The sequence below is a fragment of the Sphingomonas sp. IW22 genome, assembly GCF_041321155.1.
In the GTDB taxonomy this organism is placed as follows: domain Bacteria; phylum Pseudomonadota; class Alphaproteobacteria; order Sphingomonadales; family Sphingomonadaceae; genus Sphingomonas.
In genome coordinates this window covers 81,579-93,686 of record NZ_JBGGWB010000004.1, presented here as the reverse complement: position 1 = coordinate 93,686, position 12,108 = coordinate 81,579, and the positions used below count along the sequence as shown (strand labels likewise).

The following is a 12,108-nucleotide window of genomic DNA, read 5'->3' as shown; positions in this document are numbered from 1 at the left end:
CAATGTGACTCACATCCAGCTATGTGAACATTAGAGGAACATTAGCAGGCCTGCCATGAGTGATCGATCGAAAAAACTCGGCCCCCGTGTCACGGTCAGCGTCACGCCCGGAGACTATGACACGTTGAACACGCTCGCCGAAAAGGACGACGTATCCGTATCTTGGGTCGTGCGGCGTGCCATCCATGAATATTTGCGGCGACACCAGCAGCCCGCACGGGCTGTGCGGCGGCCGGCTCTGGACAAGCGGGCAGCTGCACCGGAGCGGACATGAAACAAATGAGAATGCCGGGGGACCACGATCAGATGCTTCACACCGCGACTAGGCCGCGCAAGGCAGCGCGGGCGATGCCCGCCAAATCTCTGGATGCCCTCTACCGCCAGCCGCTTGCGGCAAAGCGTACGGGTGCCTTGTACGGGGCCTTTCCCTACCCGACAAAGATCTCCCCGGAGGCGATTGCCTTATATATCGCCGCCCATACCAAACCCGGCGACACCGTGTTTGACGGGTTCGGAGGCAGTGGGACGACCGGCCTCGCCGCGCTGCTTTGTGAACGGCCAACCGACGAATTGCGCGCCGAAGCGATTCGCCTTGGTCTTGACGTGCAGTGGGGTGCCCGCAATGCCGTACTCTATGAGCTGGGCGCGCTCGGCTCCTTTGTCGGCCGGACCCTGACCAATCCGCCCGATCTTGCCGCGTTCAGGAAGGCCGCCGAAGATGTGCTGGCGGCCGGGGAGAGCGAAGACGGCTGGATGTATGAGGCGCGCGATCCCTCCGGCGCCAAAGGCTCCTTTCGTCACTTGATCTGGAGCGATAAGCTGCGCTGCCCCGGCTGCCGCAGCTCTGTCACCTTGTGGGATGCGTGCGTTTCGCTCGATCCGGCGAAGATTTCCTCCACCTTCTCCTGCCCGAAATGCCGCCATGAAGCGCCGCTGGATGATGTGCAGCGCGTGACGGTGCAGGAACAGGATGATGTGCTGGGCGAGCAGCGCGAATTGCGCGGACGCGCGTTGGCCCGCGTCTATGGTTCAACCGGGAAAAAACGCTGGTCGCGCCCGGCAACGGCCGCCGACCTGACGCTTATCAAGAAAATTGAGGCGGAGCCGATCCCGTCGTGCGTCCCGCAGGCGTGGATCCCCTGGGGCGACCTCTACCGAAAAGGCTACCATCAAGGCATTACGCACGTTCACCACTTCTACACGCGGCGTAATCTCATCGTCTTCGCCCGCATGTGGGAGCGTGTGGAATCCTATCACGGCGCCCTTCGCGAAGGGCTGCGATTCTGGCTACTCAGCTATAACGCCGCGCATGGCACGATCATGACGCGCGTCGTGGCGAAGTCCGGCCAGAAAGACCTGGTCGTCACCAGCGCCCAGCCCGGCGTGCTCTATGTCAGCGGCCTTCCGGTCGAAAAGAATTTGTTTGCAGGATTGCGGCGCAAGCTGACAACGATTGCGCAGGCGTTTGAGACAATACACGGCGGTAGCGGCAAGGTCGAAGTCGTCCACGGCTCCAGCTGCGCCGTCGCGCTGCCGTCCGGCAGTATCGACTACGTGTTCACGGACCCGCCCTTCGGAGCCAACATACCCTATGCCGAACTCAGTTTCATAAACGAGGCTTGGCTCAAGACCTTCACCGACCGCACGGATGAAGCCATCGTTAGCCCGGACCAAGGCAAGGCCATTGACGAGTACCAGGGCCTGCTGACCCGGTCGTTCAGTGAGGCCCGCCGGATATTGAAGCCGTCCGGCAAAGCCACGATGGTGTTTCATTCCGCATCAGCCGAAGTCTGGAACGCCTTGCAGCGCGCCTACCAGGAAGCCGGTTTTGATGTGGAATATGCGGGGGTTCTCGACAAGAAGCAGGGCAGCTTCAAACAGGTTACAACGGAAGGAGCCGTGCGCGGCGATCCCGTGCTCCTGTTGGGCCCACGTCGCAATGCCGAGGCCCGGACCGAAAGCAAGACCGGAGCTGACGAATGTGTATGGACGGTCGCCACGGCCCTTCACCGCGCGGCGACCGCCGCGCATGATCCGGCCGAAGCGACGGCGCAGAGGCTTTACTCCCGCCTTGTGACGCATTTCCTCAGCCATCATCAGCAAGTCCCGCTCGACGCGGATGTCTTCTATCGCTGGTATGCGGAACAGCCGCTAACCGGAGTTCTATGCAGTGCGGGCGACTGACGCAGTCCGCGCCATCAGATCCTCGGCGCGGTCCTTTGAGGAAAGCCTACCGCAAGCTCAGCGCAAACGGCTGGGACAGTTCTTTACCGGGTTGCCGCTGGGGGCGCTTCTCGCGCACCTAGCGCTCGACTCCGGCGCGCGCACGGTAATCGATCCGATGGCTGGGCACGGCGACCTGCTTGATGCGGCAGCATTGACAGCCCTGGCGCGGGGGACTCGGCTCAACCGACTGGACGGCATAGAGCTTGATCCCGAAACAGCCGCCTTCTGCGGTCGTAGGATGGCGGCTTTGCACGCGGACGATGCTGCGGATAACAGTCATATTCTCACGGGCAGCGCGTTCGACCCCGCCACCATCGCGGCGCTGCATACGCCCGGCTACGATCTTGTCATCACCAATCCCCCCTATGTGAGATACCAGTCGCAAACCGGGAACGGTGCCGGTGTCGGTGACGTGCGCCGGGGCCTGTCCGCGATTGTGGACGCGCGCATGACCGGCGGCGAGCGCACGCTCTGGCAGGCACTGGTTAACGGCTATTCGGGCCTTGCCGATCTTTCCGTACCGGCTTGGCTCTTGTCCGCCCTCTTGACACGGCCAGGCGGACGCCTGGCCCTTGTCGTTCCCGCCACCTGGCGTTCGCGCGACTATGCCGATGTCGTACGCTACCTGCTGCTGCGCGCGTTTCGCCTTGAGTACATTGTCGCGGATACCCAACCCGGCTGGTTTTCCGATGCGCTGGTGCGCACGCATCTTGTGATCGCGCGGCGGCTTTCATGGGATGAGGCGCAAATGCCTGTGCCAGCCCGGTCTCCCTTGCCGACCGCAACCTGGCTTCAAGTAGCGCCGGCGGCTGCGGGCGGAGAGTCGCTTGTGGGCGGTGCTTTTCCTGGTGCGGAACCGGAGCAGGACTTTGCGGCATGGGCCGGCGCGGCAAACGGGGAGGTGCCGGGCATTGAGCGCCGCCCCTTTGCGCTGGATGAGGAATGGCACACGCTGGAGCAGCGCCTTGCACACAAGGGCTGGTTCCAAAAGGCCGAAAACAGGCGCGATACCCTGCCGCTATTTTCCGCCCGTAACGCAAGGCCGGCGGCGATACCGGAAGGATTGCGGGACATGCTGCCGCCGGGAACGGCGCCGGCGCACCTCCAGACGCTCGAACAGGCGGGCATCCGGGTCAGCCAGGGCCTGCGTTCGGGCTGCAACCGGTTCTTTTATGTGACGCTTGCCGGTGACGAAGAGGGCGAGACCGTCACCGTCGAAGCATCGGACAGCTTTCAGAACATTCAGGTTCGCGTTCCTGTGGCGGCGCTGCGCCCCGTTCTTCATCGTCAGGCGGATATGCAAGCCTTTGCGGACGGGCGCGTTCCGGCCACCCGCGCGCTTGATTTATTTGATTGGGTTCTGCCGGAAGACCAGCCGCTCGTCGCAGAAGCGGCGGAAGCTTATCGTAAGCTGCGCGTATCTGCGCCCCGCGTTATGCCTCCTGAGCTCGCTTCGTTCGTACGTCTGGCAGCCCGGACCGCGCTCGACCCGAAAGAGCCGGCCCGGTTCATTCCCGATCTTACGGCCGTGCGCACCAATGTCCGCCGGCCCGCGAACGGCCGCGACGTGCCGCGCTTCTGGTACATGCTGCCGGCCTTCACCGCACGCCACCTGCCCGCGATTTTTACGCCGCGCATCAATCACGGCACACCGGCCGTCGCGCTGAATACACAGCCGCCGGTCCTGATTGATGCCAACTTCTCAACGCTGTGGGCGGAGCAGAGGCAGTGGACAGCGCATGCGCTCTATGCCCTGTTCCACAGCAGTTGGTGCCGCGCGGCGATGGAAGCCGCCGGCACGCCGCTTGGCGGCGGCGCGCTCAAACTCGAAGCGACGCACATACGTCAGGTACCGATTCCTGTTTTGTCGGACCGCGACTGCGAGAGACTTGCCGCGCTCGGACAGCAGCTGGCTGCGGGCGTGCCGTCAGCCCTGCACCAGATCGACATGTTCATCCTTGCCGCTTCGTTGCCCGGTATGAACGAAAACGACCTCAAAGACGTAGCGCGCCATATCGACACTCGCCTTGAGGCCGCGTGCGCTGCCCGCCAAAGGACCGTCCATGACAGCTGATATCGCCCGCATTCGTGAAACTATTGCGCGCTGCCGCATGCTGCGGGATGCCAGTCATGTCGAGGCGGTGCTGCGCAGCGAGTTCGTGGGACGGTTGCGGCTTATGTTCCCGGACACCACGCACGAGACCTGGATCAACAACTACACCGAAGGGACGGAAGCCCATACCAAGGTGGGCACGGGATCAGGCAAGGCCGCATCTCGGTTCATCGACAATCTGGTCGGTTCGACCACGATTGAGTACGAATCCGACCTGCGCAACACAGCCAAGCGCGATACTGGCTACGGGCAGGTGCAGGAGCAGGCGGCGGGGCTTGTCCGCGCGGGCATGCCGATTTCAACGGTCCGGGGCGTACTGTCGGACACGGTCGAATGGTACGCCTACGATGCCGAGCTTGCAGCGGGTGTTGATCCATCGTCCTGCACCGCTGCTGACATCACGCTCGTTGTTATCGACGAACTCAAGCTACCCGATGACAGCGTTCTGTCCGCCGAGCAGCTCGGCGGCTTTATCAAGAAGCATCTGGCGCGCGAACAGTCGCGGCCGTTGCGTTCCGAATTCCTCGCCTCCGACCTTGGCATGGAATCTGCCGCATACAAGAGCAGCGCCGGGCCTTTGTCGTTGCTTGTGGACGAGGGGCGCAAAGCCGATCCGTCGGCGAGCCTTGCCACCGATCTCTGGTCACAGTTCGTCGATCATCTGGAAGGGCCGGCAGGCACCTTCCGCACCGCCGCATATGTTGATGAGGCTTACGTGACCCTTCTCGCGCGGCTTCTGAGCGCGAACGTACTGACAGCCAAGGCGGTGCTCAGCACGAACGACGAGTTGAAGACAATCCTGAACGGGGAATTCTTCCGCAACAATTTCCAGCTGGAGAATGTGGTCGAGCAGGATTATTTCGGCTGGCTTCTCGGCCCGTCCTACATCGACCGGCTTGTCGCGGTGGCCCGCGACCTCCAGCGCGATCTCTATGCGTACGATTTCAGCTGGTATCCCGATGAGGATTTGTTCGGCCGCTTTATGGCGCAGCTCGCCCGCCGCAGTCAGCGCAAGCTGCTCGGCCAGGAATGGACCCCGCACTGGCTCGCGCGCCTGCTTGCCGACTGTTGCATCGACGGCCTCCCGAACGGGGAAAGCCCCCGGATCGTCGATATGTGCTGCGGGTCCGGCACGATGCTCGCAGAAATCATAAAGGCCACACGGGTCCGGTTCGGCTTTTCCGCCATCGAACAGCTTGAAGACGTGGCGACCGGGTTCGACATCGACCCGCTGGCGGTCAGTCTCGCCAAGACGACCTGGGTCGTCAGCCTCTCGGCTGAGATCAAGGCGGCGACGAAGCCCATCGTCATCCCGGTCTATCATGCGGACTCGCTGTTCGCCGTCACACCGGTTTCGGCGTCAGTTCCGCTGGTCGGCGAAAGCGATACCATACCGGTATCGCTTGACGGCACGACCGTACATCTGCCGACAGCGTTGGTGCAGCCGGCATACCGCGAATTTTTCGACAAGATCGTGGACTGGGCCTATGACGAGGCGCGCGATGCGCAGCAGCGCGGAACCGTTGCGGGTTTCAGCAAGGCGGACGCGGATAGTTTTCTCGATGGCACGATCGCCGTGTTCGGGATCACGTTGTCGCCGGAGCTTTACAAGCAGCTTTCCGAGGCGCTGTTCCCGCTGGCGCATCGCATGGCTGAACTGGCCGTTGCCGGGCGCAACGGCATCTGGGCGTTCATCCTGCGCAATACCTACAGGCCGGGGCTCCTGACCGGCCACTTCAACGGGCTTGTGTCCAATCCGCCATGGCTCGCCATGAGCGGGCTGGCCGACAACCCGTACCGGGACTTGCTGAAAGGCCGAGCGAAACTCTACGGCATCCAGCCCGCAGGACAGTCCTTTCTCCATCTTGAGCTGGGCACGATGCACCTGCTTCATGCCATCGACCGCTATTTGGGACCGGGTGCCTGCGTCGCCTGTCTTGTACCCGGCACGGTGCTGAACGGCACCCACCACGAAAGGCTCAGGCAGCATGATTTCCTGACAAGCGACCGCCCCGTCCCGTTCGACATCACCGAAATCTGGCAGGTCGCGCCCGGAACTTTTAAATATCCCGGCGCGGCGCTGGTCGGTCACAAAAGAGCGAATACGACCGGTCTTCCACAAAGCACGTTTAGCGGCTTTGTGGCGACAGACGCGGGGCTGAACGCCGCAGGCTTTTCGGTTCGCACCATCGGTTCGGCGCGCAGCGCCTGGGTGCTCGAAACGGGCGGCGGTTCAGCCGTGGCCGGCGGTGGCGGCGACCTGCCGCAGCAAGGAGCCGACCTTATGCCGCGCACGGCCGTCTGCGTGGACATCGTCCAGAATGCGGGCGCGGAGGTTCACGTCGATACGCCGACACGCGCTTCCGCGTGGGGATTTACGATCAAATCAGCGAAAGAAATGGCGGCAGACCGCTTCCCCGGCCACGTCGCGCCGCGCTTTCTTTTCCGCATGGCCCAGTCGGAAAACCTGCTGCCGTTCGTGCTCGGTGTCCATCGCGCGCCGCTGGCTCTGCCGGCGCTGCGTGCGGCGGGCGGAACGTGGAGCATTCTCGACGAGGCCGAAATCCGCAGGCAGGGCTTTACCCAGACCGCACGGCGGTTCGCCGCGATCAACCAGAGGCTCAAAACGGTGGGGAAAGGCAAGTCGCTCCAACAGCGTATCGATGAGCGGGGTAAGCTTTCCAAGCAAGTCTTCGGTATGAGCGGGTACCTCATTCTGGCCGGTGCCGGCGGCAAGATCATCTGCGCGGCGTGCGTTCCGGTTGCGCAGGCTCAGGACCTTGTCGTTGACCAGACACTGTACTGGAAAGTTGTGACGGACGCGGACGAGGCCTGGTACCAGGTCGGCATGCTCAACAGCGAGGCTCTCACCAACGCCACCCTCGCGTTTAACCCGAAGGGCGATTTCGGGGAGCGGCATCTTCACACGCTACCCTACAGAATGATGCCTGCATACGATGCCGCCAACGGCGATCATCAGAAGATCGCGGTCCTTGCCAAGGATATTGCCACACTAGCGGACGCCCATTGCACGACGGACCTGTATCTGGCTGATCCTGCCAAAGCACTGACGGCGCGCCGCCGCAAATTGCGCACGCTGCTCGAAGCATCGCCGCTACTGGCGCAGCTTGAAACATTGGCGCAGTCGGCGCTGGCCGGTGCATCCACCGCGTCATCCGGCGGCAGCGGTAGCTGGACGCAGGCTCCGGTATGCTGATCGTCCAGAACGCCGCAGAACCGGCGCGCTTGCGCAATGCTCTCGTCGATATGGTCGCGGCGGGGGCCATCGATATCCGCGCCGCCTCCGCATACGTCACGCTCGGCGGCGCAAACATATTGCTGTCTGCCGTCGCAAATGCCGTGGGGCCGGCCGCATTCGCGGCGATGCCCAAAACGCTTGTGACATCCTTTGATTTCGGCCTTACCGAACCTCAAGCCTTGCAGCGTTGGCGCGGGCTGGCGAACGCCACTGTTCTGGTGTCGGGCGCGCAGAGGCTGGCGCAGGGCTCGCTTATGCCGCTGCGCGCCTTTCATCCCAAACTATACGTCTTTGGCACCGATCCCCAAACATGCTGCACGCTGGTCGGCTCGGCGAACCTGACCAGCCGCGGTTTTAGCGTGAATACCGAGGCGGCATGGGCACAGCAGGGCGTTCCGCGCGCCGATGCCGATGAAGCCTTCGACAAGGCCCGCTTTGAAACGACTGCTCTCACCGACGACTTGCTCGCAGCCTATACCGCCCTGCGACAGGCCCAGCCGCCGCCCCCCGAAATCGAGCAGGAGGCACAGCCTGTAGCAGCACCGGCACCGGTGGCGGGGGCCGCGTTGCCCTTGTTCCGCGTCGCCATTGAAACCGGAGTGATCAACCCCGCCGACTATGCTGCCATGTGGGTTCAAGGCGAGGCCCTTCAGGGCGGATCGAGCAACCAACTGGAGCTGCCGCGCGGCGGACACCGGTTCTTCGGCTTCGTATTCGACCAATACGACTATCCGCATAACCTGATAATCGGTGAGCCCGTCCTCCGCAGCGGCGCGCGCGTGTGGAACGACCGGCGACTGACCTGGCATGGCAATAACAAGATGGAGCGGATGAACCTGCCGACTGCCGCACAGGGCGGGTTCAATTATGCCGACTCGGCGGTCATGTTCCGCCGCCTGACCAACGGTTCCTTCGAGCTGATCGTGACCCCCTGGGAGTCCGACCTTGCACGTTCGTGGCGGCAGGCCTCGGCACAGCGTCAAACGCTTTTTCGCCTTGGCACGGTGGCCACCAACAGGGTTGTCGGTTTGCTGTAAAGCAGCGAATTTAATCGTCTTGTACGGCTGCCCAGATTGTGGTGCCTCCGCGTGCGGACCGGGCTCTATGCCGCTGGATGTGCCGGCTCTACGGAGCCAGCCATGCTGTCTCTGCCCATTCGGGTGACGATCCCTGGCACGAAGTATTCAGGGCGAACGAGCTTGGTCACGGCAAGGCGTTCTGCCGGACCCGGATCGAATCCGCCCAATCCGCAAGAGTCTTGATGTCGGCAAGGATGTCGTCGGGCGGCGGCACCGCGCCGTCCCGTGCGCGCGACGGGTCGTGCGCGTCCACGAGGTCGCTGCACTTCTTGAAGTTCTTGCGGAATGTCTCGACATCCGCGTCTTCAATGACAGTCACCCGTTTCAGGTTCTTCGTGTCGATATAGTCCCGGTGGCGGTGGATGACCCCGGCAAAGGCGACATCTTCCAGCCCGCGCTCCCACGTCGCCCGCAGCCGGTCATAGATTTTCACGGCTGCGTCCCGGTATCCTTCTTCATCGTTCGCGTCATACAGATTCCGCGCCTCTCGCGCCGCCTTTTCCAGCTTATCAACCCGGTCGCGGATACCGGCGTGCTGCCAGGGCAAGCCGTCCGTGACCATGCCCGTCCCGGCTGGCCCTCGCGACAGGCTGACGAGCTTCATAGGAACAGCCTCGCGGACGGCCTTGTCGTGAAGGTCGTTCACGAACACCATGTCATGGGTGAAGACGATAATCTGGCGGGTTGCGGATTCTTCGACAAGCCGGTCCGCCACCTTTTCGCGCCAGCGATGATCGAGCGATGTCACCGGGTCATCGAACACCAGCGCAGATTTATGCTGTGCCGTCGCCAGTTCGGTGAGGAACGCGGCGAGAGCGACGCAGGTTTGCTCACCCTCGCTCAGGACCATATGGACCTTGGCTTTAGGGTTGGCAAAGAGGCGCACCTGGTAGTTGGGCGAGCCGTACTGCCCGCCCGAGCGCACGATTTCCACGCGCACTTTCTCCGCTGCGAGACGGACGATTTCCGACTGGAACTGGTCGCGCATTTTCGGGGTGATGACATTGTCGGCGATATCGTTGCCGAGCTTGGTGATGGCGTTGGTCGCCGTGTCAGTGATGCAGACGCGGACAATGCGCAGGTCATCAAGTCGCTTGATTTCTTTCTTTGCGGTTTCGAGAAAGTCGGCAACCGCCGCCCGGTCCGTCAACGAGTCACGTTCGAGGATCAGCCGCTCGCGGCCCTCAGCGTCGGCCGCTTCGTCAAGTTCCGCAGCATAGGCTTCCAGAGTGGCCGCTAACGCCTCCAGCTCCGCCTTCGGCGACGGCGAAAACGGTGGCAGGATTAGCGGGTCAGCGGTCGAAAGGGCGCGAAGACATTTCAGGCGGCGCAAATCCGCGCTGGCGACAGAGCGCAAAACCTTGCGGGCAAGGCCGGGGTTCTGGAGGGCGATGCGCTGGCGCGCCTGCGCGATCACGCGCACGTCCGGTTGCCGCGCCGTGAAAGCGGCAAGAGCCTCAGTATAGTCCTGCTCGGCGCGCGCCGCTTGTGATTCCGCATCCGCGCGGACAAATGCCTCGAAGCTCCCCAGCCGGTCCTTGGCATCCGCATCCAGCGCCTGGTGGCACAGAACGCAGGCTTCGTCCCCTGAGGACGGGAAAGGCGCGCCGGGATAAGCCGTTTGTTCCGAATAGCGGCGGGCGGCCTCCCATAGCGCCCGCCATGTTTCCCCGCCGACACCCGGCATGGCAAGGCCGTTAAAGATCGCGCGCGCGGCAAGATCGGCTGCCGCCCGCTTGTCCCGCGCCGCGTCCGCCAGCGTTTTCATCCCGGCCAGCTTTTCATCCCCATAGGCGGCGGCAAGCCTGTCCAGGGTAGCGATCAGCTGCCGTACATTGCCGGCAAAAAGCCTCTGTTCGGCGGCAGCATCCGCCGGGTTTTTCAGCAGGTCTTCGTCAAGGCGTGCCAGCCGCGTCCGCTCGTCGGCGGTCATCTCACCGAGCCTTTCAAGCGCGGCAAGATCGGTGTCATGGCTCAGTGCCGACATGATCGCGCCGACCGGCGTGGCCGGGTTCCATGTCGGCTTCTTGAAGACCGGGTCGCGGACCGCATCGAGCTGGGTTTCTTCAGCACCCAGTTTCTGCTTGAGCGCCTGGCAGACACCGGCGAGATCGTCGGGAATATCCAAGCCGAAGGGCCTGAACGCCACTTCGTTCTTTTCCTGCACATGCACCGAGCCGCAGTCCCGGTCAAAGACGCTGACCGCAGACAGCACCGCGTCCGGCTTGCCGTCGTCGGTCCAGCTGACAGGCGGTGCGACCACTCCGTCCTTGAGAATCGAAATGGTGCCTGTCGCCTTTCCGGCGGGGGGCGGGTTATACGCATCGGGAATGATCTCGCCCGCCTTGCGCGCGCGGCAGGCGCGCTTGAGCACCCGCCCGTAACCGGATTTGCCGGACCCGTTCGGCCCGTAGACGATTGTGAGACCGGCCGGTTCAAACCGCAGAGTCTGATCGGCGGCGAGCTGGTTTACGCCCGCGACACCTCCGACACTTGCCAGCGCTATTGACTCGCCGCCAGCAGGAGCTGCCGGCAAATGGACTGCTTCGAGGGTCGCCGGTTCCAACGCAATGCCTTCGGTCCCGTGCTCTTTTTTGCATAGCGTCAGAATGTCGTTCACCGCATCGTCGTCAGGCGTTCCACCCATCACGATCCGGCGCAGCGCATCCCTTTGCCAAAGGGGGCGGTCAGCCGACCAGTCGAGTATGGTTTCGAGGACTGTTTTGTTCGCCTTTTTGTTCATTCCGCTTCACCCCCTGACAGCTGCTTTTTTCGTATAGTTGATAGCGCCGGAAGACCGCGAACACTGTTTCAACAACCAGCCAAACGCATGCTCTCGCAGAACAGCATACAACCTTTCAACTCCGCGAGAAGCGATCGGCGCGAGCCGGGGGCCTTCAAAGCTGCGGCCATCTTGACCACTCTTAAAAGCGGCGGCTCGTAGCTGGCGTAGGAGCAGTCTGATCGCCTTTTGTAGAGGAAACGCCTGATCGTTGGCGCCCCCGGCCAATATAAAGAGATTTCACGATTTCCTTTGCATGTTTCATGGGCATGCAAAGGCCTCTGCAGTTGGCGATGCCATGATGGCTATTTGGTCCCCAATCAAGCCCAAAACGGGAACAGATACCTTCTGCCGGGCTCCTGAGGGCACGTCTCGTGTGCGGGATCAAATGCGCTTAAGTGCCTCGCCGGAAACCGTTATCGATCGTGTTCCACACTAAGGAAAGGCTTCCCGGAAACCCCCCAAAAATGCTGTTTATTGACAGCACACCCTACGCACCTGAAGGTGCAGGATTCCCGTGTTCCCTCAATAGCTTAGGGCGACCGGAGAGCGTGCCACGGCGTGGGACGTTCGCGAGGGAGTCTGTTTATCCCAAGCGTTCAGTGACTTAGCCGTGCCACGTGGTGCCACGCGCTCTGTGTTCCCCATT

Annotated in this window: 6 protein-coding genes; 5 read left to right on the top strand and 1 reads right to left on the bottom strand. The window is 62.6% G+C overall.

The genetic code is table 11. The features are described 5' to 3' along the window. Positions 1 to 55: 55 nt before the first annotated feature. The 5 genes from ACAX61_RS15150 to ACAX61_RS15130 all read left to right on the top strand — a co-directional run bounded on the left by ACAX61_RS15150 (position 56) and on the right by ACAX61_RS15130 (position 8,635). On the top strand, positions 56 to 274 hold the full coding sequence (locus tag ACAX61_RS15150) for a ribbon-helix-helix protein, CopG family (RefSeq protein WP_112701192.1): 219 nt from the start codon (positions 56 to 58) through the stop codon (positions 272 to 274). Between the two features lie 74 nt (positions 275 to 348). Then, the gene (locus tag ACAX61_RS15145) at positions 349 to 2,184 is read left to right on the top strand and encodes a DNA methyltransferase (protein ID WP_370715625.1); all 1,836 of its coding nucleotides are present in this window, start codon (positions 349 to 351) and stop codon (positions 2,182 to 2,184) included. Beyond that, positions 2,171 to 4,300, top strand: a complete 2,130-nt coding sequence (locus tag ACAX61_RS15140) for an N-6 DNA methylase (RefSeq protein WP_370715624.1) — start codon at positions 2,171 to 2,173, stop codon at positions 4,298 to 4,300. The genes ACAX61_RS15145 and ACAX61_RS15140 overlap by 14 nt, the downstream gene beginning before the upstream one ends. Further along, the gene (locus ACAX61_RS15135; protein WP_370715623.1) at positions 4,290 to 7,556 is read left to right on the top strand and encodes an N-6 DNA methylase; all 3,267 of its coding nucleotides are present in this window, start codon (positions 4,290 to 4,292) and stop codon (positions 7,554 to 7,556) included. The genes ACAX61_RS15140 and ACAX61_RS15135 overlap by 11 nt, the downstream gene beginning before the upstream one ends. Then, positions 7,550 to 8,635 carry a hypothetical protein gene (locus ACAX61_RS15130; protein WP_370715622.1) on the top strand — a complete coding sequence of 362 codons (1,086 nt, stop codon included), beginning with the start codon at positions 7,550 to 7,552 and terminating at the stop codon, positions 8,633 to 8,635. Before ACAX61_RS15135 ends, ACAX61_RS15130 begins: the two co-directional genes overlap by 7 nt. 166 nt (positions 8,636 to 8,801) lie before the next feature. Here the strand turns inward: ACAX61_RS15130 and ACAX61_RS15125 are convergent, their stop codons facing one another. Continuing rightward, on the bottom strand, positions 8,802 to 11,420 hold the full coding sequence (locus ACAX61_RS15125) for an AAA family ATPase (protein WP_370715621.1): 2,619 nt from the start codon (positions 11,418 to 11,420) through the stop codon (positions 8,802 to 8,804). Positions 11,421 to 12,108 lie beyond the last annotated feature (688 nt).

Bases quoted from the DNA above. Each gene is read 5' to 3' on its own strand.
- ACAX61_RS15135 (WP_370715623.1), top strand. From the start codon at position 4,290: ATGACAGCTGATATCGCCCGCATTCGTGAAACTATTGCGCGCTGCCGC.
- ACAX61_RS15150 (WP_112701192.1), top strand. From the start codon at position 56: ATGAGTGATCGATCGAAAAAACTCGGCCCCCGTGTCACGGTCAGCGTC.
- ACAX61_RS15125 (WP_370715621.1), bottom strand. From the start codon at position 11,420: ATGAACAAAAAGGCGAACAAAACAGTCCTCGAAACCATACTCGACTGG.
- ACAX61_RS15145 (WP_370715625.1), top strand. From the start codon at position 349: ATGCCCGCCAAATCTCTGGATGCCCTCTACCGCCAGCCGCTTGCGGCA.
- ACAX61_RS15130 (WP_370715622.1), top strand. From the start codon at position 7,550: ATGCTGATCGTCCAGAACGCCGCAGAACCGGCGCGCTTGCGCAATGCT.